The following is a 21,890-nucleotide window of genomic DNA, read 5'->3' on the forward strand; positions in this document are numbered from 1 at the left end:
CTACATACCTTTGGCACTCAAACAACTACCGCTTTAATATTTTGAGCTAGACTTAATTTACTACTGTGCTCAACTTTATCAATGACTAACAGCATGCATACCTTTTCAGTAATTAACATTATTCGCTCGCTAAGCGTCCGTGAGTGAATAATGATGAAAGCGCTATACTCTATCAACATTAAGCTGTGGCTGAGCATTTTAGCTGCGCTGATTTTTTTGTTGTTTTCTGTCATTATCACCTTTCATACCTATTACACCCAATTAGATACGCTCATTAGCAGTAGCCAAGAGTCATTATCACAGGAGCTGCCAATTTTTTCCCACAAGCTTGAGCGGGCCTTATCAGCCAACAACACTGAAAATGCGACCTTTGCACTCAACACTAAAATGAGCCGAGTTAACTACCAACATGTTTTAGTACTAGATCCCGATGGTCACATAATCGCCGCACCAGAGCGACATATGCAAACACAACACTTCAGTAAATTTGATCTGCCCATTAACTTCAAACTATTGCAAACGGCACTCGCTCAAAACGCAAGGATTATTGAATTTAATGAGTCAAAGTTTGTTTTTGAGGCATATTTTCCGCTGCAGTTTCAACATCGTGATGAAACCAAAACAGCCATACTATTTGCCACGTACCACATTGCGCATGAAGTTCAGAGTGTTCTAGAAATTGGCCTGAATAAGAGTTTTATCGTTGCCTTACTGCTGCTGTGCTTGATCTGCCTTACAGCGATGTTTGTGTACGCTTTTATCACCAAGCCCATAAATCAACTAATTTATGTTGGTCAGAAGCTGCGCTCACTTGATTTTAGCCAAAGAGCGAAAATTGAAGGCAGTGGTGAACTAAAGTTACTAGCTGATAACTTCAATGATATGGCTGACAATTTACAGGAGAAAATTGCCGCACAAAAAGCGGCTGAGCTATATGCTCTGTCTAAACACAACTTGCTTGAAAGTATTTTTTCGGCACTGCCAGATTTGTTTATTGTTATCGACTCGCACGGTAAAGTGATCGAATTTAGTAACTCTCATCAAAACGATATGTTTGTTGAAAGTCCTCCGCTCATCGGCTGTGATGTGACCACTTTATTGCCTAATACCATTATGAAGCGCTTTAATGGCGCTATCAAAGAGACCAGAAAATATAAAAAGCTCACTTGTATTGAATATCCCTTTACTCATAGGCATCAAGAAAAATTCATGGAAGCGCGCGTGTCTGTTATGCCTCTAAGCAGTCATGTTGTTATCGTACTCAGAGACATTACTCAGCGTAAGCGCCAAGAAGAACTTATTTTCCATCATGCATTTTTTGATACCCTTACCAATCTCCCCAACCGTTTTTTAGTCATGGAACGACTGACTCAACAAATCAAAACAGCGACCAGAAATAAAACTATTATTGCTGTGATCTTCATTGATTTAGATGATTTTAAAAAAGTAAACGATTCTTTAGGGCATGAAATTGGTGATAAGCTGCTCATTGCCTCAGCGCAGAGATTGCAAGATACGCTGCGCGATGAAGACACCGTGGCTCGCCTTGGTGGTGATGAGTTCGTAATTCTAATCAATAACTTACACAACAGCGAGGATATCATTCCAATCGCCGCAAATTTGGTAAGGCGATTTCGCATCCCCTTAAATATCGATAAAAGAGAGTTTAGCATTTCATTGAGTTTAGGCGTTTCTGTATACCCACAAGATGGCAGTACACCCAGTGCGCTACTTCGTAAAGCTGACTCAGCAATGTATCACTCAAAACAGCAAGGTAGAAATACGTACTCATTTTTTACAGAGAAAATGAGTCAGGATTTATCTCGGCGCTTGCTACTTGAAGAGCATATGCGTCACGCTCTGGAGCATGGAGAGTTCGAAGTTTATTATCAGCCACAATTTACCATTGATAATAACGAGCTGATTGGCGCAGAAGCCTTACTTAGGTGGCACAATAAAACCCTAGGCACCGTTTCACCAAGTGAATTCATTCCATTAGCAGAAAGCAACGGCGAGATAGTTGCTATTGGAAAATTCGTGCTGCAATCAGCAATAAAGCAAATTAAAAAGTGGCAATCCGTGCTAGAGCGACCATTGAAAGTGGCAGTTAATTTATCTCCGCGACAATTTAAAGATCGCACCTTAATTGAAGATATTCACAAATACATTCAACAGTCGCAAATACCCACTTCTTTACTTGAGCTTGAAATCACCGAAGGCGTGCTTTTGTCCGGTGATGACGCACTCAAAGATTCGCTAGATAACTTACATCAATTAGGGTTAGTTATCTCAATGGACGACTTTGGAACAGGCTATTCATCCCTCAATTACCTACGCCAATATCCTTTTGATATCTTAAAAATCGATCAAAGTTTTATTGCTGACCTATCCACCAGCCAAGCTGCTGATGAATTGGTAAACTCTATTATTACCATGTCTCACAGTCTCGGGATAAGGGTCGTTGCTGAGGGTATCGAGACCCTCTCTCAACTCAAGATTTTACAGAATTATCAATGTGATATTGGACAGGGCTTTCTACTTGGAGAGCCAATGACAAGTGAAGATTTCGAACATTCGATTGGCATCACTAGGGAGCGATATAGCAAAGGCTAACGTATTAACTTTTCAACCCCATGCGACGCTTTTTCATGATAACTTACTCAGTTTATAAGACTATTAATAAGAATATGTTAGTATTGCGGTGCAAGGGTAAGGATTAAGATAATGAATGTAGAATTACTGATCAGCAAAGCAAAGCAAGTGTGTGATAATCGCGGGGCTAGGTTTACTCCTATCCGCGAGAAGGTATTTCGTCTGCTCGCAAGCAAGCAAGGCGGTGTCGGAGCTTATGACCTACTGGAAGAACTCAAAGTTACAGAAGCCGCAGCTAAACCGGCAACGATTTATCGCGCTTTGGATTTTCTGGCAGAATTAGGGTTCATCCACAAGATAGAAAGTACAAACTCGTTCATGCTTTGTCATCATTTTGATCATATTCACCCCGTACAGCTATTAATATGTGACCAATGCGGTAATGTCGAAGAGTTGCACTCCAGTGCCATTTCTCATGAGCTTAATAACCTCGCAGCCGAGAAAGGTTTCGTAGTAAGTGCACAAACAATTGAAGCCCACGGTAAATGTGAAAAGTGTAATGAGTAAGTGCATCGGCTCCAAAACCACACTACACTCAAATATTATCTCTAAAACAATATGTAGTTAAGGAAGTCATATGAAAGTAGAGTTTATAAACCCCTTTCTATCGTCTTTAATCAATGTATTGGCAACCATGGCGCAAACGGAGTTAACGCCAGGCAAGCCAAAAATAAAAAAAGATGAAATTGCTCTGGGTGATGTGTCTGGGCTCATAGGAATGGTTGGGCCGCAAACCAAAGGTTCATTTTCTATAACGTTTGATGAAAGCCTAGCCTTGACCATTATGGAGCGAATGCTAGGTGAGCGCCCAGATACCATTAACGAGGAAGTCACCGATATGGTCGGTGAAATCACTAATATGGTAACTGGCGGTGCCAAAAACCTATTGGGTGAAAAGGGCTACGAGTTTGAAATGGCCACACCAATTGTTGTATCTGGTAAAAACCACACCATTACACATAAATGTGAAGGTGCAAAAATCATTATGCCTTTTACATCACCAGATGGTGATGCAAATATAGAAGTCAGCTTCGACAAGCTTTAGGCTGCAAGGCTAAGAGCAAATTTCACCTTGTAAGGTAACAATAAGGGTTCTGCTTGAAGCATGATCCCTGTGTTCGCACAGATAAAGCCCCTGCCACACCCCCAATGCCAATTGTCCATTACTCACGGGTATACTTTGGCTGCTGCCTATTAAGGTGGACTTGATGTGTGCAGGCATATCATCAGGCCCTTCATATGTGTGTATGTAATAAGGAGCGTTCTCAGGTGCAAGTACATTAAAATGGCTTTCTAAGTCCTGCCTGACTGAAGGATCTGCGTTCTCGTTAATGGCAAGAGAAGCTGACGTGTGCTGAATAAATACATGGAGTAAACCTACACGGACATTTTTTACCTCTGGAAGCTGATGTTCAATTTCATCGCCAATAAGGTGAAAGCCTCTCTTTCTTGCTTTGAGTACTATTTTTTTCTGTAACCACATGAAACATTCCTAGATTCGAGTATCGGCTGTAAGTAGCTTACGCTTGGTTTTTATCCACATATTCGTAGCTTACTCGCGGAGTCACATTACATAGCAGTTCATAAGGTATAGTATCCGCATACGCCGCAACTTCTTCAACCGGTAAATTGGGACCCCACATTTCTACTTCGTCGCCAACCGCGATACCAGCTTTGTTATCACCAATATCTACCGTTATCATATCCATAGAGACACTACCCACAATGCCAAAGCGTTGATTGCGGATCATCACTGGCGTACCATTTTTCGCATGTCGAGGATAGCCATCACCGTACCCCATTGCAACAATAGCAAGCTGTGTCGCGTGCTTGCTCTGCCAGCGCCCACCGTACCCGACGGGTTCGTTGGCTGGTAAACTGCGAATAGCAATGACTCGAGTAGTTAAACGCATAACGGGCTGTAAACCATGATGAGCGCCAACCTGCTCTTGCATTGGCGACACACCATAGAGCATAAGCCCTGGGCGCACCCAATCATTATGACTTTCAGGCCAACCAATAATACCCGCCGAGTTTGCTAAACATAGAGACTCATTTTTATTGTCTACCAACTGAGTAAATTTATTTAGCTGTACCTTAGTTTTACTATTTTCGACGTCATCGGCACACGAGAAGTGGGTCATCAAATTAACTTGGGGCTTCACATTCTCAGAGCTTTTCAAACGATTATAGAAGCTGTCCAATTGCTCAGGCTCAATTCCCAACCGATGCATTCCTGTATCAACTTTTAGCCATGTCGCTATCGGTGCGTCTAACTTTGCGCTCTCTAACGCATTAAGCTGATACTCGTTGTGGATCACCGTTTGAAAGTTATTCGCTAAAAGGATAGGAATATCATTGGCATTAAAAAAACCTTCAAGCAACACTATCGGTTTAGTTAAACCACCAGCCCTGAGGGCTAATGCCTCATCGATTCGAGCTACTGCAAACGCATCAGCGTCTTGTAAGTGCTGAGCAATGGTCACTAGGCCGTGCCCATACGCATTGGCTTTTAACACCGCCATAACTTTGGCTCGCGGTGCCAGCGCTTTGATACGCCGTAAATTATGCCTTAATGCCGATAAGTTTATCTCCGCCGCCGCTAACTTCATGTGCGACTCTCCTAGTATTCGTCGTCAACCGCAGGACCTGCGTAGTTATCAAAACGTGAGTATTGTCCTTGGAAGGTTAACCTAACCTTACCAATTGGACCATTACGCTGCTTACCTATAATGATCTCTGCGACTCCCTTATCTGGGCTATCTTCGTTGTACACTTCGTCGCGATATATAAACATAATTAAGTCGGCATCCTGCTCAATTGATCCTGATTCACGTAAGTCGGAGTTTACTGGACGCTTATCGGCACGTTGCTCTAGCGTTCGGTTAAGCTGAGAAAGCGCGATAACCGGGCACTGTAGCTCTTTTGCCAACGCCTTTAAAGAGCGAGATATCTCAGCAATCTCAAGTGTTCGATTGTCTGACAAGCTAGGTACACGCATGAGCTGCAAATAATCCACCATGATCATACTGATACCACCATGGTCACGTGCAATACGTCTTGCTCTGGAGCGAACATCCGTTGGGGTCAAACCTGATGCATCGTCAATATACATCTTGCCTTTTTCCATTAACAACCCCATAGTTGAAGACAATCTCGCCCAATCATCATCATCCAACTGACCGGTACGTACCTTGGTTTGGTTAATACGGCCAAGAGATGCGAGCATCCTCATCATGATTTGCTCTGAGGGCATCTCTAGAGAGTAAATGAGTACTGGTTTATCTTGGGTCATCGCCGCATGTTCCGCAAGGTTCATTGCGAAGGTGGTTTTACCCATTGAAGGACGCGCGGCGACGATGATCAGATCCGATGGTTGTAGGCCTGCAGTCATTTTATCCAAGTCTGAGTAGCCTGAACTTACCCCGGTTACACCATCTTGAGGTGACTGGTATAGCTCTTCAATCTTATCGACGGTTTTTTCCAAGATACTATGAAGATTTTGCGGGCCCTCTGTGCTTTTGGTACGTTGCTCAGCAATTTTGAACACTTTACTTTCGGCCAAGTCGAGTAGTTCATGACTATCACGACCCTCGGGGTTAAAACCAGCCTCAGCAATTTCATTTGCGACCGCTATCATCTCTCGAACAACCGCGCGTTCGCGCACAATATTCGCATAAGCATCAATATTAGCGGCACTGGGCGTGTTTTTAGCTATTTCAGCAAGATAAGCAAAACCACCGACATTAGCGAGCTGATTATTTTTCTCCAAATTCTCGGAGATGGTGATTAAATCAATGGGGTTACCCATTTCCACCAGCTTTTCCATCGCTTCAAAAATCAGCTTATGCGTACGGGTGTAAAAGTCCTGCGCAACAACAAGTTCTGCAACTCTGTCAAACGCTTGATTATCTAACATAAGGCCGCCGAGAACGGACTGCTCGGCTTCAATTGAATGGGGTGGAACTTTTAGCGTATCAACTTGAAGATCTGGTTTTGCCATAGCACTGCACAATTGGGAATTCAGAGGACTATTTTATCCGCTCATGAGATAAGTGCAATGCTATATCCAAAACCACGAGTAATAAAAAGATACACCACCAACGAGTGGGTTGGTGGTGTGAGGGAGATTAGTTTTTTTTCAGTTCAATGTGCCCACTCACAGTGTCGATTTCTACATCGGCATTACCGCCGTTGAGCACAAATTCTAATTCTCTTGAGGGGCCATATTTTGCCTTTTTCATTTTATGGTCACTCAATTCATTAATAACCTTACCACCGGCATGCATATCAATGTCAAACCGAGCGGAAACATCCGCTGGAAAGTAAAACCTAGCATCACCACTAACTGAGTCCATATTAATGTTCGCGTTATCTTTTAGCCTTTTGATGTGTACATTGATTTCACCATTTACCGTGTTCAGACGTAAATCAGCTAATTCCTCTATACGTAAGTCAACTTCACCATTCACATTCTCTAACCGTACGTCCTGCGCTTTTGTGTCGCTCTCGATATCACCATTGACCGCATTAAATTTCAGCTTACCATCTGATCCCCTATCATTGATGCTGCCGTTGACCGTTTCATACTGAATGTGGCCGCTAAGTTGTGATGCATCAATATCGCCATTTATGGTCTGCAAAGAGATTTTCCCCTTCAAATCAGAAACCTGAATATCACCTTTAACAGTTTTTATACTGGTGCCCGCATATAACTGGCTCGCGTTTACATCAATACTCACACCTTCGAGATTTAACTCGCTACTCTTGGGCATATGAATTGTCAGCTTTGACCCATCATGACGGTTGTTCCAACCTCGGTACTGATTTGGCATCTGTACAATAAACTCAGTAACGGATCCGTTAGTTTCTAGCTTATATCCCTTGGCTTTTTCATCTAAGGTACCCGTAACTTTAAAGCTGTCTTCGTCCCAAGTTTTAATTGTGATGACACCGCGCTGATTCTCGATAAAAACCTTCCCTTGCTTTGGCAGAGATATCTTCTCATCAATACTTTGCCCAGCAAAAGTCGTCAATGGCAGTAGTGCTAATCCTGCTAATAGTGCTCTCATACTCTTCTCCTAAATTTGTTGCCAACGAGGTGCATGTACCTTGTTTATTAAATCCAATTGTTGCTGATAAACTTGAGCAAGCATTTGTAACAGTGCCGCATTTTCAGGATCATTCTGCAACGCCATTTTTATCGCTTGCTCAGCACTTTCAAGCTCCCCCAGTTGGGCTTGCCAATCCGAAGTTAATGCAGGCTGAGTTTCATACTGCACCAACAAACTCTGTTTTTGCTGCTCAAAGAACGCACTCATGTTTGTCATGGTACTTTGCTGTGGTTGATTCAGCACCACCTGCCAAGCCATTAATCCAGCGAGAATGCAAGCCGCTATTCCTGTGAGTTTCGGCCAATAACTATTTTGCGTATCCTCTACTGGTGTTGACGCGATTGCGTTTTCAATTCCTTTCCATAAGTCTCGCGTTGGTGCGATGTCTTTTGTTTGTTCGAGCGATTCTTTCAAAAACTGCTCAAAGTCAGGTTTACTCATTGTCGTACCACTCCTGCAATAACTGACGAGCACGGTGATATTGCGATTTACTTGATCCCACTGCCATGCCTAACATGTTGGCTATTTCCTCATGGCGATAACCTTCAACAGCATGCAATACAAATACTAAACGGGCTCTCTCTGGTAAACGTACTATCAGCTTGTCTAACCCGTTAAGCCCGTGACACATCTGCGCTGATTGTTCATTCATTCCGCAGCCTTCAATGCTCACCACCTTTTGCAGCCAGTTTTTATGCTTTCGTAAATAACTTATTGCTATGTTACTCGTGACGCTGTGGAGCCAAGTCGAGAACTGTGACTGCCCCTGAAACTGCGCAATCTTATGCCACAACTGCACAAATACCTCTTGGGTTACGTCCTCCGCATACTCTGGAGATGCGAGCAACCTTAGGCAAAGCCCAAAAACTCGCCTTTCATGCTTTCTATACAGTTGTTCAAAAGCCCGTTGATCACCCTGTTGTACTTTACGCACCAACTCATCGATAGGATTTTGCTCTGTGTTCGACAATGCCTGGTTGGCATCAATTAACATTTTTACTTTCCTTTTTCTTGGTCGAGCTAGCTTGATATAAATAGGGCTTGCTTTCAAGTTGCTAAGTAAGACGTCTTTAAAGCGAGAAAAGGTTTAAATATAAGAAGTATTTTTTGAAAAAATAAAAAACCCGCTATAAAGCGGGTCTTTCTATAAAAAGTTATATTACTCAGTGCTATCGGGTAACCTGTAATACCAACGCTCAAATGTAAGTAATGGCTTCGTTTGTGTGCTTCCACTACCATCACCGACACCGAAATCTACCGTTTTCAGTGCCTCATCAAAGTGAAAGTCACCGCTGCCAGAGCCATCAATGAACGAGCCAATAATGCTGCCATAAAGAGAACCGCTACCTGTCACTTTAACTGTTGATAATGGCGCATACACCATAGCGTACATGTCACTATTGCCACCCAGTGAGACCCCTTCTCCGGATTTAGATGAGTAAATGTTAAATGCCGCATGCCCGCTGTTAGTAAGCCCATGTTGCTCCACATACACATTACCGCTGCCACCTAGGTCTATATTGCCCGTCACAAAAATACTCAGGCTACTTCCAGCTTTAATGGTCATTCCCGAACCACCTTTAATAGAGAAGTCACCATCAATGAGGAAAATAACATCGCCCCCTTGAATCGTAACAGAGCCATTGCTACCAAGTTCAAAGCCGCTCATGCCATATACATATTCAAGGTCATTGTCGCTTTGTACAACATCTTCATAATGCTGCTCCAAGGTATTGAATATGTAAATATCCTTCTGAAAGGCAGAAATTGCACTCAAACCACCACTATTGCCATTTCCATTTCCATTTCCATTTCCATTTCCATTTCCATTTCCATTTCCATTTCCATTGCCATTTCCATTGCCATTTATAGTTTCGTAATAGGCCCAAGTAGGTGCAAACGTATAATGCTGGTTGGCCCATACCTTGTAGTATGGATAATCATTACTTTCTCCGATCACTTCGTCCATATTCTGTACGATTGCTAATGGATCACATTGTGATGAGTCTGCTGCATGGATCTCTATGGGCGTGATTTGTGGGTTAACGTTAAAACGGCTATTCGAATAGTGAATTCCATCCTGACTAAAGGTGCTATCATCAGGGAAAGAGCCAGAACCGCCATATTGAATATCAAATTCATCGTTGCTGAGATTAGTGATTGAGGCCCCCCAATCCATTGTCGCATCTCCATTGGCACGCACATAACCCGTTATTTCACCGCCTTTATGCACAATGTCACCTAGCGTAATCGCGTTACCGTCAACACGCACACCACCACCTGATGAAATCTCAATCCCGGTGTTCGATTTAATATTGCCATAAACTGGCGAAGAGCCCGTTAGGTATATTGCGCCCGCGGCGTTAACATCACCTTTTATGATTGAGTGTCCGCTCAATGACACATTTGCATTACTGCTGGAAGTATTGATGACGGCATTGCTGCCTTTAGTCTGTTCATAACTACCCGCAGACGAGTCATAACTGTCTATCAACGAGCTGCCTTTGAGACTAACTCCCGTGCAACCTGCCATAATGCTGTCATTAACCGCAGAAGAGCTACCTGGTGTGAACTTGTAGTGAGCTATAATTTTGTCATTAGAGTCACCGCTGTAACGCTCACCAGAGCTTGTAATCACCACAATATCCGGTGCATCCCCCGCCTCAGCCGAAGCGTCATACTTTAGATCGTCCCCTGCGCTACCACCACCAGTGTATGAACACTGGGTCAACACAAGCTCATCTCTCGTTAACGACGGATCCTCTACCAGTTTATCCTTTAGGCATTTTGCTACAATATAAATACCTTTTTCAGACAAGAATCTGGCATTCATGCTTTTTTGAAAATTACCTGATAAACGCTCTTGAACAAGAGTTTCTCTCATTGCACCAAACACAACAACGCCTGCCATCGTGCTCAATAACAAAACCTTTATCAGTGTAAAGCCGTTTTGCTTCTTCATCATTTACCTCATAATTACCCTGGTAGTAGCTAGGCTAATCACGATGCCTGTAGCAAATTGCGCTGGTACATCTTGTGGCGTCACGTTAACATTGATTAAGCGTCCGCTTTGACTACTACTAAATCCAAGCGCCTGTACACCTTTTAAAAGGTTTAAGACCCCTACACTATTCCCATCATCATCCAGATTTAATATATCGCAGGTTAAGTATCCATCACTTAAAGTATAGACCTCCTGATAATTAAATGTAGGTACAGTTCCTTGACACGAAGTGCTGTACGCATCTTGATCGATGGTAATTATCGTTCCGTTTTCTGTAATTGCTGGAATAACAGAAGTTTGCTTCACACTACGAGACAAAATATGGTTTGTATAACGCACAACTTCCTGCGCTTGAGACAGTTGTTGTGTGGTCATCACCGTGCCTTTTATTGCTGAATAAGACATCCCAATCCCCGCCAATAAAAATGTCCCGATAGTTAACGCTACCATCAACTCTACGAGTGAATAACCTCTAACTGAGTACGAGCTTAATCGCATGTGTCATCCAAACTCATAAATGTGGCATTCAATACCACTTGGTTTTCACCATCTACATCCGGATCCATACGATCATCGACCCAATTCACAAATATATTCATTTCATTTTCATAGGTCTGAGGAACAATCACTTCAAAGGTTGTACGTATATCTGATGGCGCTAATAACCACTCTCTAAATTCTTCATCTTGGAACAACGATGGGTCGTTATGTTGAATATCACATAATCGAGACCAAATTTTCTCCATCGCATTTTGGCCCTGTACTAGCGCTACAGTATAGTCAAAACTATTGGTCGCATATTGCAAAGCCCTGAGCTGCGTTGCAGCTAGTCCAAGCAGCGCGATACTCGCTATCAGCATCGACACCATCACCTCTACCAATGAAAAACCTTTCGTTAAGCGCAATTTTTATCTGCCTCATCAACCCAACTTTGCCCACTTTGTAACACACACAGCCGATAGTCAGTGGTACTGTCATCGTTGTCTGTCACTAATAGATTTAGCGCCTGATCCACTTCTCCCGTTGATGTAATTGTTCTATCAGCGTATTCAATTTCTATTGAATCATCTACAACTGAAAATTCATGTACCGTTACCCATTCACCATCAGTCTGTGACTGCAATAACCATTTAGAAGAGCTGGCAACCAGATGTAATGTTTTTGCCTGCTTTACTGCTTCACTACGAGAGTACTTATAAAAAGCACTCAAATAGTTCGCATTATTAACAACTCTGTCCTGCTTTATTTGCCTAACAAAAGAAGGCATTGCAAGCGAAGCCAATATACCTGCAATCAACAGCGTTATTACAAGTTCCGTCAAGGAGAAGCCACGGATGCTTTTACTACCAGCAGTCATCAACTTCAGCCCCCTGTGTGCCTATGTGGTTCAAGGTGATTGCCCCGCAAGGATCAGACTCCTGTAATGTTCCCGTTTTTGGCGTTGCTGTTAGTAAATATGAACGACTTGTATAGTTTTCTCCATTCTCAGGCTTGTTTAGGTGCTCATATTTAAATGTATACATTTCAAGTACTGGTAGAGCTGTAAAGGTGTCGCTGTCTGGATAGCCGCCGTTACGTGAGTAGGAACGCTCTAATATGATTGCCACTTGTAGCATTTCTTGTTGCGCTTGTGAGCGACGGCTCTCTTGCATAGACTCTATGTAGGTGGGGTAAGCAACTGCGCCAAGTATTGCAACGATTGCAGCGGCGATTAACAGCTCCGTTAACGAAAACCCTTTACTAACCATACATACCTCAAAAGCCTTAGATTTACCCAATACAAGGACAGCGCTGTCATCACTATAATTAAAATTATAGCAATTTTTGCAGCAATACTTAATTCTTATATTTTGTTTCTATAAGTTAACATTGCGCGTTGCGAGTTGGAAGTTCCATGCAATAATATTTGTGTAAAAACCATGCGAATTATTCAGCCTCAAGCAATTTCATCACATTAAATAACAGCGAGTTACGCAATTATGCACAGTATTCTTTGGTTTTTATCTGAAAATTAGAGTTGTTGTTATGTGTTTCAGGTGTGATAAATAAAAAACCGCGCACGAGCGTGCACGGTTTTGCTTAATACAAAAAATTAAGCTTCAGCAATAACGATTACTTTGATAGTAGCAGTTACGTCTGAGTGTACTGCGATTGCTACGTCAAATTCACCAGTCTCACGGATAGTACCTAGAGGTAGACGAACTTCTGATTTAGCAACTTCAACACCAACAGCTGAAATAGCGTCAGCGATGTCGCGAGTACCGATTGAACCGAATAGCTTACCTTCGTCACCAGCTTTAGATACTAAAGTAACTTCAGCTAATGCTTCTAGCTTCTCAGCGCGTGCTTGTGCAGCTGTTAGCTCTTCAGCGATTTTCGCTTCTAAATCAGCACGACGTGCTTCGAAAGTTTCAATGTTTGCTTTTGTCGCAGGAACTGCTTTACCTTTAGGGAATAAGAAGTTACGTGCGAAGCCAGATTTAACTACAACCTGGTCACCTAGGCCACCTAGGTTAGCGATCTTGTCTAGTAGAATAACTTGCATGTCTCTACACCTTTTAAAAACTGTTAATCCGCTGCTTACTTGTGTAAGTCAGTGTATGGAAGAAGGGCTAAGTAGCGAGCACGCTTGATAGCTGTTGCTAGCTGGCGCTGGTATTTAGCGCTAGTACCTGTAATACGGCTAGGTACGATTTTGCCACTTTCTGTTACATAGTTTCTAAGAGTAGCTAGATCTTTGTAATCGATTTGTTGTACGCCTTCCGCTTTGAAACGGCAGAACTTACGACGTCTGAAATAACGTGCCATGAGTAATTTCCTCAATTAATTCTTTCAATATGTTGTGCGTGTAATACCAGTTGACTTAAACCATTACGGTTTTCGTGTCGGTTTAAAAAACCGCTAACTTGTATTGCTTGCCCAACGTATAAATGCTGAGTTTGAGACTGGAACTTGTGCCCACTGGCAACCACTTGAATGCGAACATAACTATTACGGTTTAAGTCAGCTTCAACTTGAGTAGATTTATGCTCAAGCACAAAAATACAATGTGGAATGCCGGCTGGGCTTTGATTAAATTTGGGTGTTTTACAAATCACGCCCGAAAGCACATATTGATTTGTATACAGGTCAACCTGTTTTTGCACCACAAACCCTCAATGTCCAGAGTCAATAACGATTAAGCAGTAGCTGCTTCTTTTTTCTCTTCTCTTACAAGAGGAGATGCTTCAGTTACAGCAGTTTTAGTACGCATAACTAGGTTACGTAGTACTGCATCGTTGTAGCGGAAAGAAGTCTCAAGCTCGTTGATTACTTCAGTTGGTGCTTCAACGTTCATAAGAACATAGTGTGCTTTGTGAAGCTTTTCGATTGGGTATGCCAGTTGACGACGACCCCAGTCTTCTAAACGGTGAATAGTACCGCCAGCTTCAGTGATAGAACCAGTATAACGCTCGATCATACCAGGTACTTGCTCACTTTGATCTGGGTGAACCATGAATACGATTTCGTAATGACGCATGGATATTCCTTACGGTTAATATAGCCTTTTCCCGTTTCGGCCAGTCGGGTGAAGGCAAGGAACTAAATGTGATAGCCGAAAGAGCGCGTATTTTACGTAGAGTTGGATTATTAAGCAATTAAAATTTTTGTTAGAGAGAGAGATTTTTGGGATATTGAGATAAATCAAAGAGATTGGAGCGGCACACGAGGTTCGAACTCGTGACCTCGACCTTGGCAAGGTCGCGCTCTACCAGCTGAGCTAGTGCCGCATTCCATAGTTGCTCAAGTTTTATTGTTAGGCATTTATCTAACATTTCAACAGTTGAGCTAAGTATTACTTGGTAATACTGAAAGATTGGAGCGGCACACGAGGTTCGAACTCGTGACCTCGACCTTGGCAAGGTCGCGCTCTACCAGCTGAGCTAGTGCCGCTTCATAATCACTCATATTTTTGACCGCTGAAGCGCAACCTTAGGTCGCGTCTAACAATCTAGCAGCTGAGCCAGTGCCGCTTCATAATCACTCATATTTTTGACCGCTGGAGCGCAACCTTAGATCGCGTCTAACAATCTAGCAACTGAGCCAGTGCCGCTTCATAATCACTCATATTTTTGACCGCTGGAGCGCAACCTTAGGTCGCGTCTAACAATCTAGCAGCTGAGCTAGTGCCGCATGCTCAAGTTTTATTGTTAGGTGTTTATCTAACATTTCAACAGTTGAGCTAAGTATTACTTGGTAATACTGAAAGATTGGAGCGGCACACGAGGTTCGAACTCGTGACCTCGACCTTGGCAAGGTCGCGCTCTACCAGCTGAGCTAGTGCCGCTTCATAGTTACTCATATTTTTGACCGCTGGAGCGCAACCTAGAGGTCGCGTCTAACAATCTAGCAGCTGAGCTAGTGCCGCATTCTAAATCTTTTTCAACTTAAATATGTAAAAAGCCCCACTCAGGCTTCACGTCTTAAGCGGGGCAGGATTCTACAACATAGAAAATGCTTTGCAAGCACTTTTTTAAATATTGAAAAATTTTTCTTGGTAGACTTTCAATTCCATAATGGAATCTTTGATATCGTCCAAAGCGAGATGTGAACTTTTCTTTTTCACCTCATCTAGCAATTCAGGTTTCCATCGACGTGCAAGCTCCTTGACGGTGCTGACATCTAAATTACGATAATGGAAATACGCTTCAAGCTCTGGCATATACTTGTTTAAAAAACGACGGTCTTGACCGATGGAGTTGCCACACATTGGCGACTTAGCAGGAGGAACCCAACCTTTTAAGAAGTCTAAGGTTTGTTTAATCGCGTCAGCTTCTGTGAACTTACTGGCCTTACAACGAGCGGTAAGCCCTGAGCGGCCATGTTGGTTTGTGCACCACTCATCCATGCCATCAAGCAACTCGTCACTTTGGTGGATGGCAATAACTGGGCCTTCAGCCAATATATTCAAATCACAGTCTGTAATTACTGTGGCAATTTCGAGGATTTTGTCTGTCTTGGGTTCAAGCCCCGTCATTTCGAGGTCAAGCCAGATCAAATTAGATTCATTAAACGACATAGACTACCTTAGCGGTACTTTCCTTTAGATCCAATGCAATTAGATATATCATATTAGCTTCACCAACGGACCAAAAGCTTTTTTTTAAAAAGCGGGGCATTTAATTGAGTTATAGACCAATTACATGCAGCCCACAAAACAAACAGTACAGGAATAGATGAATTTAGACAAATTTACCTATTTCCGAGCGGCAGATCAAAAGTAACATGGCAAAACATAAAAAACTTAGTAAAGGCCAATCCAGACGGATTAGTGCCAATCATCAAAAGCGTTTGCATAAAGCAAAGCAGCAAAAGACGGACACGACTGAAACCACTTGGCAAGCGGATAATTTAGGGCCTAGTGAACATGCAGTTGTGATCAGTCGCTTTGGTCAACATGCTGATATTGAGACATCTCGCGGTGAAATACTACGATGTAACATTAGACGCACCGTAACAAGTTTGGTATGTGGTGATGAGGTATTCTTCCGCCGCGCTAAGGTGAGTGAAGGTGACTTAGCGGGCGTAATTGAAACCACTGAGGAAAGGCGTTCTCAGCTAACCCGTCCTGATTTTTACGACGGTGTGAAAGTGGTCGCAGCCAATATAGATCAAATCTTAATGGTCTCTGCAGTACTTCCTGAGTTTACTCCTCATATTATTGATAGATACCTTGTGGCATGTGAAGACATGGGCATTGAACCAATTTTGCTGCTTAATAAGGTCGACTTACTAGATGAGGAAAGTCGTCAGTATATCGATGAGGTTTTAGACATCTATCGAGAGCTTGGTTATCAGGTACTTCTGGTCAGCAATAAGACCAGCGAAGGCATTGAAGCGCTGAAGCACAAATTAGTCGGTAAAAATAATATTTTTGTTGGTCAATCCGGCGTCGGTAAATCGACCTTAGTAAATACGGTACTACCTAATGCCGACATTTTGACCCAAGAAGTTTCAGAAAACAGCGGCTTAGGGCAGCACACAACAACGGTTTCTCGCCTGCATCACCTACCGAGCGGAGGTAACCTAATTGACTCTCCAGGGATCCGAGAATTTGGTCTGTGGCACTTAGACGTTGAACGCGTTACTTGGTGCTTTAAGGAGTTTAGAGAATTCATAGGCGGATGCCGCTTTCGTGACTGCAAGCATTTAAACGATCCCGGCTGCCTATTAGTGGAGGCTGTAAACGACGGGAAAATAAGTGAATTGCGCTTTGAAAGCTATCATCGTATTTTAGAATCTATGGCCGATGGGCGAGCGGGAGCCCGTGCCCCTCGTGTTTAAATCTGTGCTACTATCAGCAAAATTTTTGTAGGAAATAACAACGTGAACTTGGATAAATTGAAGATTGCTATGCAGTACGCGCTACCAAAGCACGCGCTATCTCGTCTGGTTGGGAAGTTAGCTGCCGCAGAGGCAGGCGCCCTTACCACGCAATTGATTAAGTTATTTATCAAGCAATACAAAATTGATATGAGCGAGGCGCTTCACGAAGACCCTGCACATTACAAAACTTTCAACGAGTTTTTCACTCGCCCTTTAAAGCCTGGTATTCGTCCATTGGCGACAGACTCAAACACGATTGCACATCCAGTAGATGGCGCAATAAGCCAACTTGGCGATGTGGTAGATGGGCAAATAATTCAGGCTAAAGGTCACGATTATAGTTTACAAGCCTTGCTAGGCGGTAAAGAGGAAGATTTCTTGCCATTTAGCGGTGGTAAGTTCGCAACTATTTACTTGGCACCAAAAGACTATCATCGCATACATATGCCAGTCGATGGCACGCTAAAACGCATGATCTATGTGCCTGGCGACCTATTTTCAGTTAATCCACTAACCGCACAAAATGTACCAAACTTATTTGCCCGCAATGAGCGTGTAGTTGCCATTTTTGATACCGAACTAGGCCCGCTTGCGATGGTCTTAGTTGGCGCAACTATAGTAGCAAGCATCGAAACTATTTGGGCTGGTACAGTGACGCCACCAGCAGGAAAAGATGTATTTAGTTGGGATTACCCAACATCAGGAAGTAACGCGGTTACTTTGAAAAAAGGCGAAGAGATGGGACGCTTCAAACTTGGTTCAACAGTGATTTTGGCCTGGGGTGCTAATCAAGCTGAATTCCTAGACAGCGAGCAACCAGAAACAGTCACTCGCATGGGCACTCCATTTGCGACACTTAGCCACGGCTAGTTCGGCACACCTTATTTAGCGTAAAATCCTAATACGGGCTTTACGCTTTTTCTACAACCTCTTTTTCAGATACCTTACGTGTACTATTGAGATAATACCGTGTTAGAAGCAAAACCACGACAAGTATGAAAAAAGTTACTCCTGAGCTGCGAAATATACTCGACATTGCCAACGTAGCAACAAGGTCAGATAAATAACTACCATACTCAAATGCATGGTCAAAGTGAGCATCTATGAATGGTCTTTGTATATTGCTAAGTAAAGACTCGTAAGTGTAATGCTGCTGTGATTGCAACTGAATAAAACCTAAGGCAATAAAAACATTAGAAGATGTAATTCTCAAGCACATAGAAATAGAGTTTGCATTGATAACTTTATCACTTGTAATCGACAATAATGACATTGCTGTTAGGGGCGTAGCAAACAACACTATCCCTAAGCCTGCCACTACTCTTGCAGAGGCGAGTTGTGAAAATGTGGCATCCAAGGTGTATTGGCTCATCATGAAAAATGATATACCCGTTAAAATCAAACTGACCAATGCCGTGAAAAAATACCACTCTTTGCGTACATATTTACCAACAAATGGACTTAACAACCCCGCAACAGCACTACCAATAGCAACAACAATACCCGCATTCATCGCTGGCATTTTATAATTCATTTGTAACCAGATAGGTAACACGATCAAAGACGCAAAAATTAAGCCGTTCCCAACCACCATTACTGCCATAGCCGCGCTGAAGTTGCCATCTTTAAAAACAGCAAAATCAAAAACTTCCAGCCCATTCCTCTTGTTAAAGAAATAAAAAAGAACCATCCCAACTACAAATGTGACGGTACAAAGCAATATGCCAATATTGCTAAACCAATTGAGTTTCTCACCAAAATCTAATACATACTGAATTGAAGCGATAGCAACAGCAAAAGCTATTAATGCCGCATAGTTAACTTTACTGCTACCATCATTTTTCTTAAGCTTCGGTTCTAGCTCATCGACAAGAAAAATTAAACACACGATCATCAGCGGAAAATTGATGAGAAACAACCACCTCCAACTGAAGTATTGTATAACGAAACCACCGATCACGGGTCCGACAATCGGTGCCAATGAAATAGCACTGCTCCATAGCGCGACCGCCATAGCTCGCTTGTCTTCACCCATTATTTTAAACAGAATAGATTGACTTAATACGATGAGGAAGCCTGATGACAGGCCTTGCAAAAATCTGAAAATGATAAAGTCAACGTCAGAAAAAGCAAAGCCGCAACCAAGCGAAGACAGGATCACAACAACACTGGCTAGAACAAAGAGTAAATCGTTGCAATAACAACGACTAAGTGCACTGGTCAAAGGAAATGAAATGACAAGTCCAGCACCAAATGCAGTGATGATCCACGCAGCGTTATATACCATAATACCCAGATCCGGGGCTATTTTAACTAAAGCTAAATTGGCAATAGATGTATCCAGCATCTGGGTGAATATGACCAAATAGACGGCAAATATCTTAAGGTAGTTTTGCATCATTATCTACAATCGACAGTTCACATTCGACGCATATTTAGTAAATGAAGCTTGCTCTGCTGCTACAATTTTTTGAATATAGTCTTCCGGCTGCTTTTGCCAGTTTGGCAAGCTGTGGTAACCATGCCTTACTTGCGCTCTTTGTTCTACAGAATCTAATTGCTCATCAAGCAATAACTCGACTTTGGCGCTTGAGCCAATCGGTAACGTCTTGGCACCTTCATCTAATAAACTTACGATGACGGGCACACGTTGACTCACTTTGATCCAGTTTGAGTCGGTATTATTTCTTGGAATAGGTGAGAAAGAAGCTGCGGTAGAAGGAACAATAGAATGCACAACGCCCTTATAAACTTGCTGCGGGTTTACATCGGAATATACTTTGGCACGCATACCGGGCTTTAACGAAGCAATTTTTGTCTCAAGCACATTAGCTTCAACTCTAATATCATCCGTTGCAACTAATACAGCAATTAAATCACCAGCATCAACGTACTGCCCAGCATAAATATTGAGAGTATATATGTAGCCAGTGCGTGGCGACCTAACTTCCTGTAAACGTTGGTTGTGCAACTCTTCTTCAAGCGTGTTTTTAGCTTGCATCACTTTCGTCCGAGACAGTATAGCTTCATTCGTTGCATACCCCATCACTGACCATTCCAATTGAGCAATGCTTTTCTCTTTCATGGCGACGGAATACCCCAAAGACAAGTCCTCAAATGTATCTTCTGCAAGCAAATTGGCACTACTTAACTTTTTGCCTCGCTCCAACCTGTCCTTTTTAAAACTACTGACAAGGTCACTACTAGATAGCTTTTCTTTGGCTATGCTCTCTTCAAAGCAGGCTTGTAACTCATCTTTAATGCTTTGATGGAAAGCTTGTGACGCTTTTTGGACCGAAAGCTCCGCTGAACGTTTATCATAAGCGAACAAAATGTCTCGCTCATTAACTGTACTCCCATGTTCTATCAGCACAGTCTCGATAATGCCATCTTTAGGCGCTCTAATCTTTATGATTTTTCCACTCACATAAGCGTTATCCAGCACAACCGTATTGCTGTCTAAACTCATCACATAGCCAGCCGCAAGACCAGCGACAACCAATAGCAATATCAGAAAGTTCTTCACCATTATGCATTTAATTCCTTTTCGTTGTTGTGGTGCTCTAGCACCACTGCATATTCTCTTCAAGTGTAGCAATGCCCTTATGAAGAGCTTGTTTTACATCAGTCTCTGAGTGCCCAACTACGACAAAACTTGCTGCACACGCGACACTGACACTAGCACCACCGTAGCTTTCTCCTTCTTTAACAGCGATTTCAAGCTCCGTCATCCAAGCAGTGTCACTTTTATTTTTAAGACCTTGGTAGGTGGCACTTTGAGGTTGATATAAGATCATTCCCGACATTCTAGTCGGGATACTAGCGATTTCTAGCTGTTGAGCAATGCCCGCTTGAGCCTTGACCCAAAGTTCATACAAATTCACATTGAATGCGTGGTTAAGGGCTGAAACGATCCTCCCCCCCGCCAATCGACAACCAATTTCACACAGCACCAGCTCATTCTCTTTTGTTACAAATACCTCGCAATGAAACGCCCCGTTATCAGGTAGCCTAAGCGCATTAATCACTTCTTTCGTGAAAGTAATTAATGGCTCTGTCAGCGGGTTGTCTTTTTCGAGCAAGTAGCTGCCAACATGCTCACCGTTAGCAAAACTCAGCGCGTCGCCAGCCAAATAAGAGCTAGGCCATATTATTTCGACTTTTCCATTAATAGAAATACCATCTACATGATATAAATGCCCGTCGACGAATGTTTCAATATCTAAGCCAGCAGATTTATTGTTGTCCAGAAAGTGCTGAAGCTGCTCATCATTCCTTATTACATGCACACCACTTGAACCAGCTCCATCTGCGGGCTTCACTACCACTGGGTAGGCATTACTCTGAACAAAGCTAAGAACGTCAATGACATTCTTAGCTTTCGTGAAAGTGGGCACATTAACTCCACATTTACCAGCGGTCTCTTTCATCAAGACTTTATCTCTAAAGGCAAGCGCATTGGTTGCCTTTTGACCCGGTATGTCAAAATACTCTCTAAGCTGTGCACAGCGTAGTACATCAAACTCAGAAGTGGTTACAATTGAATCAACTGGATAAAGCTTACACAATTCATAGGCTTTAGCAACAATTCCATCATCATCATAACTGTCGAATGCATAAGGTTCTAATTCTGAAAACTGATCCGCTACCTTGCTACACATTAAATAGTGACATTGCAAAGTGTCATCATTTAACCACTGCCCAAAGTCAGCAATCGCCTTAGGCAAGCGATTAAATATAATTATATGTCGCAT

Annotated in this window: 24 protein-coding genes and 3 tRNA genes; 5 read left to right on the top strand and 22 right to left on the bottom strand. The window is 42.6% G+C overall.

Annotated features, from left to right (window positions below; genetic code table 11):
• The first annotated feature begins 150 nt into the window (after positions 1–150).
• The 3 genes from BET10_RS14650 to BET10_RS14660 all read left to right on the top strand — a co-directional run bounded on the left by BET10_RS14650 (position 151) and on the right by BET10_RS14660 (position 3,697).
• Complete coding sequence (locus tag BET10_RS14650) at positions 151–2,613, top strand: EAL domain-containing protein (RefSeq protein WP_083330564.1); 2,463 nt, start codon at positions 151–153, stop codon at positions 2,611–2,613.
• Positions 2,614–2,724: 111 nt separating this feature from the next.
• On the top strand, positions 2,725–3,159 hold the full coding sequence (gene zur, locus BET10_RS14655; protein WP_070986343.1) for a zinc uptake transcriptional repressor Zur: 435 nt from the start codon (positions 2,725–2,727) through the stop codon (positions 3,157–3,159).
• Between the two features lie 70 nt (positions 3,160–3,229).
• The gene (locus BET10_RS14660; protein WP_070986344.1) at positions 3,230–3,697 is read left to right on the top strand and encodes a chemotaxis protein CheX; all 468 of its coding nucleotides are present in this window, start codon (positions 3,230–3,232) and stop codon (positions 3,695–3,697) included.
• Between the two features lie 9 nt (positions 3,698–3,706).
• Here the strand turns inward: BET10_RS14660 and BET10_RS14665 are convergent, their stop codons facing one another.
• The 19 genes from BET10_RS14665 to orn all read right to left on the bottom strand — a co-directional run bounded on the left by BET10_RS14665 (position 3,707) and on the right by orn (position 15,829).
• Complete coding sequence (locus BET10_RS14665) at positions 3,707–4,135, bottom strand: secondary thiamine-phosphate synthase enzyme YjbQ (protein ID WP_070986345.1); 429 nt, start codon at positions 4,133–4,135, stop codon at positions 3,707–3,709.
• Positions 4,136–4,172: 37 nt separating this feature from the next.
• The gene (alr, locus tag BET10_RS14670) at positions 4,173–5,264 is read right to left on the bottom strand and encodes an alanine racemase (protein ID WP_070986346.1); all 1,092 of its coding nucleotides are present in this window, start codon (positions 5,262–5,264) and stop codon (positions 4,173–4,175) included.
• An 11-nt stretch (positions 5,265–5,275) separates the two neighbouring features.
• Positions 5,276–6,655: a replicative DNA helicase gene (gene dnaB / locus BET10_RS14675; protein WP_070986347.1), complete on the bottom strand. Its 1,380-nt coding sequence runs from the start codon at positions 6,653–6,655 to the stop codon at positions 5,276–5,278.
• Positions 6,656–6,782: 127 nt separating this feature from the next.
• Positions 6,783–7,724: a DUF4097 family beta strand repeat-containing protein gene (locus BET10_RS14680; protein ID WP_070986348.1), complete on the bottom strand. Its 942-nt coding sequence runs from the start codon at positions 7,722–7,724 to the stop codon at positions 6,783–6,785.
• A gap of 9 nt (positions 7,725–7,733) precedes the next feature.
• Positions 7,734–8,207 carry a hypothetical protein gene (locus tag BET10_RS14685; protein ID WP_070986349.1) on the bottom strand — a complete coding sequence of 158 codons (474 nt, stop codon included), beginning with the start codon at positions 8,205–8,207 and terminating at the stop codon, positions 7,734–7,736.
• Positions 8,200–8,760 carry an RNA polymerase sigma factor gene (locus BET10_RS14690; protein WP_070986350.1) on the bottom strand — a complete coding sequence of 187 codons (561 nt, stop codon included), beginning with the start codon at positions 8,758–8,760 and terminating at the stop codon, positions 8,200–8,202. Before BET10_RS14690 ends, BET10_RS14685 begins: the two co-directional genes overlap by 8 nt.
• Before the next feature lie 165 nt (positions 8,761–8,925).
• On the bottom strand, positions 8,926–10,731 hold the full coding sequence (locus BET10_RS21355; RefSeq protein ID WP_070986351.1) for a DUF7305 domain-containing protein: 1,806 nt from the start codon (positions 10,729–10,731) through the stop codon (positions 8,926–8,928).
• Positions 10,732–11,268 carry a PilW family protein gene (locus BET10_RS14700; RefSeq protein WP_070986352.1) on the bottom strand — a complete coding sequence of 179 codons (537 nt, stop codon included), beginning with the start codon at positions 11,266–11,268 and terminating at the stop codon, positions 10,732–10,734. It abuts the gene before it with no gap.
• Positions 11,259–11,675 carry a prepilin-type N-terminal cleavage/methylation domain-containing protein gene (locus BET10_RS14705; protein WP_083330566.1) on the bottom strand — a complete coding sequence of 139 codons (417 nt, stop codon included), beginning with the start codon at positions 11,673–11,675 and terminating at the stop codon, positions 11,259–11,261. The genes BET10_RS14700 and BET10_RS14705 overlap by 10 nt, the downstream gene beginning before the upstream one ends.
• The gene (locus BET10_RS14710) at positions 11,666–12,127 is read right to left on the bottom strand and encodes a pilus assembly FimT family protein (RefSeq protein WP_070986353.1); all 462 of its coding nucleotides are present in this window, start codon (positions 12,125–12,127) and stop codon (positions 11,666–11,668) included. The genes BET10_RS14705 and BET10_RS14710 overlap by 10 nt, the downstream gene beginning before the upstream one ends.
• Positions 12,114–12,518, bottom strand: a complete 405-nt coding sequence (locus BET10_RS14715; protein ID WP_070986354.1) for a type IV pilin protein — start codon at positions 12,516–12,518, stop codon at positions 12,114–12,116. Before BET10_RS14715 ends, BET10_RS14710 begins: the two co-directional genes overlap by 14 nt.
• 344 nt (positions 12,519–12,862) lie before the next feature.
• Entirely contained in the window at positions 12,863–13,315 is a 453-nt protein-coding gene (gene rplI / locus BET10_RS14720; RefSeq protein WP_070986355.1) for a 50S ribosomal protein L9, read from the bottom strand.
• 35 nt (positions 13,316–13,350) lie between these two features.
• On the bottom strand, positions 13,351–13,578 hold the full coding sequence (rpsR, locus tag BET10_RS14725) for a 30S ribosomal protein S18 (protein ID WP_002962753.1): 228 nt from the start codon (positions 13,576–13,578) through the stop codon (positions 13,351–13,353).
• Positions 13,579–13,589: 11 nt separating this feature from the next.
• Complete coding sequence (gene priB / locus BET10_RS14730) at positions 13,590–13,919, bottom strand: primosomal replication protein N (protein ID WP_070986356.1); 330 nt, start codon at positions 13,917–13,919, stop codon at positions 13,590–13,592.
• A gap of 29 nt (positions 13,920–13,948) precedes the next feature.
• Complete coding sequence (rpsF, locus tag BET10_RS14735) at positions 13,949–14,290, bottom strand: 30S ribosomal protein S6 (protein ID WP_070986357.1); 342 nt, start codon at positions 14,288–14,290, stop codon at positions 13,949–13,951.
• 174 nt (positions 14,291–14,464) lie between these two features.
• A tRNA-Gly gene (locus BET10_RS14740) sits at positions 14,465–14,540 on the bottom strand.
• An 87-nt stretch (positions 14,541–14,627) separates the two neighbouring features.
• Positions 14,628–14,703: transfer RNA gene (locus BET10_RS14745), tRNA-Gly, on the bottom strand.
• Positions 14,704–15,021: 318 nt separating this feature from the next.
• Positions 15,022–15,097 (bottom strand) — tRNA-Gly (locus BET10_RS14750).
• Positions 15,098–15,283: 186 nt separating this feature from the next.
• Positions 15,284–15,829: an oligoribonuclease gene (gene orn / locus BET10_RS14755; protein WP_070986358.1), complete on the bottom strand. Its 546-nt coding sequence runs from the start codon at positions 15,827–15,829 to the stop codon at positions 15,284–15,286.
• A 206-nt stretch (positions 15,830–16,035) separates the two neighbouring features.
• Between orn and rsgA the strand changes: the two genes are divergently transcribed.
• Positions 16,036–17,094: a small ribosomal subunit biogenesis GTPase RsgA gene (rsgA, locus tag BET10_RS14760; RefSeq protein ID WP_070986359.1), complete on the top strand. Its 1,059-nt coding sequence runs from the start codon at positions 16,036–16,038 to the stop codon at positions 17,092–17,094.
• 42 nt (positions 17,095–17,136) lie between these two features.
• Positions 17,137–18,006, top strand: a complete 870-nt coding sequence (asd, locus tag BET10_RS14765; RefSeq protein ID WP_070986360.1) for an archaetidylserine decarboxylase — start codon at positions 17,137–17,139, stop codon at positions 18,004–18,006.
• A gap of 40 nt (positions 18,007–18,046) precedes the next feature.
• Here the strand turns inward: asd and BET10_RS14770 are convergent, their stop codons facing one another.
• Genes BET10_RS14770 through BET10_RS14780 form a run of 3 tightly spaced genes read right to left on the bottom strand, consistent with a single transcriptional unit; the run spans position 18,047 to position 21,890 of the window.
• On the bottom strand, positions 18,047–19,537 hold the full coding sequence (locus BET10_RS14770; protein WP_083330567.1) for a DHA2 family efflux MFS transporter permease subunit: 1,491 nt from the start codon (positions 19,535–19,537) through the stop codon (positions 18,047–18,049).
• Between the two features lie 3 nt (positions 19,538–19,540).
• Positions 19,541–20,665 (bottom strand): HlyD family secretion protein, encoded by a 1,125-nt coding sequence (locus tag BET10_RS14775; RefSeq protein ID WP_070986362.1) that lies wholly within the window; start codon positions 20,663–20,665, stop codon positions 19,541–19,543.
• Positions 20,666–20,699: 34 nt separating this feature from the next.
• The gene (locus tag BET10_RS14780; protein ID WP_070986363.1) at positions 20,700–21,890 is read right to left on the bottom strand and encodes an ATP-grasp domain-containing protein; all 1,191 of its coding nucleotides are present in this window, start codon (positions 21,888–21,890) and stop codon (positions 20,700–20,702) included.

This window comes from Pseudoalteromonas amylolytica (assembly GCF_001854605.1).
GTDB classification, from domain to species: domain Bacteria; phylum Pseudomonadota; class Gammaproteobacteria; order Enterobacterales; family Alteromonadaceae; genus Pseudoalteromonas; species Pseudoalteromonas amylolytica.

What these genes read in the sequence shown, in the direction of transcription:
- BET10_RS14770 (WP_083330567.1), bottom strand. Translation starts at nt 19,537, where the DNA reads ATGATGCAAAACTACCTTAAGATATTTGCCGTCTATTTGGTCATATTC.
- rplI (WP_070986355.1), bottom strand. Translation starts at nt 13,315, where the DNA reads ATGCAAGTTATTCTACTAGACAAGATCGCTAACCTAGGTGGCCTAGGT.
- dnaB (WP_070986347.1), bottom strand. Translation starts at nt 6,655, where the DNA reads ATGGCAAAACCAGATCTTCAAGTTGATACGCTAAAAGTTCCACCCCAT.
- rpsF (WP_070986357.1), bottom strand. Translation starts at nt 14,290, where the DNA reads ATGCGTCATTACGAAATCGTATTCATGGTTCACCCAGATCAAAGTGAG.
- BET10_RS14665 (WP_070986345.1), bottom strand. Translation starts at nt 4,135, where the DNA reads ATGTGGTTACAGAAAAAAATAGTACTCAAAGCAAGAAAGAGAGGCTTT.
- BET10_RS14690 (WP_070986350.1), bottom strand. Translation starts at nt 8,760, where the DNA reads ATGTTAATTGATGCCAACCAGGCATTGTCGAACACAGAGCAAAATCCT.
- BET10_RS14700 (WP_070986352.1), bottom strand. Translation starts at nt 11,268, where the DNA reads ATGCGATTAAGCTCGTACTCAGTTAGAGGTTATTCACTCGTAGAGTTG.
- rpsR (WP_002962753.1), bottom strand. Translation starts at nt 13,578, where the DNA reads ATGGCACGTTATTTCAGACGTCGTAAGTTCTGCCGTTTCAAAGCGGAA.
- BET10_RS14650 (WP_083330564.1), top strand. Translation starts at nt 151, where the DNA reads ATGATGAAAGCGCTATACTCTATCAACATTAAGCTGTGGCTGAGCATT.
- zur (WP_070986343.1), top strand. Translation starts at nt 2,725, where the DNA reads ATGAATGTAGAATTACTGATCAGCAAAGCAAAGCAAGTGTGTGATAAT.
- BET10_RS14775 (WP_070986362.1), bottom strand. Translation starts at nt 20,665, where the DNA reads ATGGTGAAGAACTTTCTGATATTGCTATTGGTTGTCGCTGGTCTTGCG.
- BET10_RS21355 (WP_070986351.1), bottom strand. Translation starts at nt 10,731, where the DNA reads ATGATGAAGAAGCAAAACGGCTTTACACTGATAAAGGTTTTGTTATTG.
- BET10_RS14710 (WP_070986353.1), bottom strand. Translation starts at nt 12,127, where the DNA reads ATGACTGCTGGTAGTAAAAGCATCCGTGGCTTCTCCTTGACGGAACTT.
- BET10_RS14685 (WP_070986349.1), bottom strand. Translation starts at nt 8,207, where the DNA reads ATGAGTAAACCTGACTTTGAGCAGTTTTTGAAAGAATCGCTCGAACAA.
- orn (WP_070986358.1), bottom strand. Translation starts at nt 15,829, where the DNA reads ATGTCGTTTAATGAATCTAATTTGATCTGGCTTGACCTCGAAATGACG.
- BET10_RS14780 (WP_070986363.1), bottom strand. Translation starts at nt 21,890, where the DNA reads ATGCGACATATAATTATATTTAATCGCTTGCCTAAGGCGATTGCTGAC.
- rsgA (WP_070986359.1), top strand. Translation starts at nt 16,036, where the DNA reads ATGGCAAAACATAAAAAACTTAGTAAAGGCCAATCCAGACGGATTAGT.
- BET10_RS14660 (WP_070986344.1), top strand. Translation starts at nt 3,230, where the DNA reads ATGAAAGTAGAGTTTATAAACCCCTTTCTATCGTCTTTAATCAATGTA.
- BET10_RS14715 (WP_070986354.1), bottom strand. Translation starts at nt 12,518, where the DNA reads ATGGTTAGTAAAGGGTTTTCGTTAACGGAGCTGTTAATCGCCGCTGCA.
- alr (WP_070986346.1), bottom strand. Translation starts at nt 5,264, where the DNA reads ATGAAGTTAGCGGCGGCGGAGATAAACTTATCGGCATTAAGGCATAAT.
- BET10_RS14680 (WP_070986348.1), bottom strand. Translation starts at nt 7,724, where the DNA reads ATGAGAGCACTATTAGCAGGATTAGCACTACTGCCATTGACGACTTTT.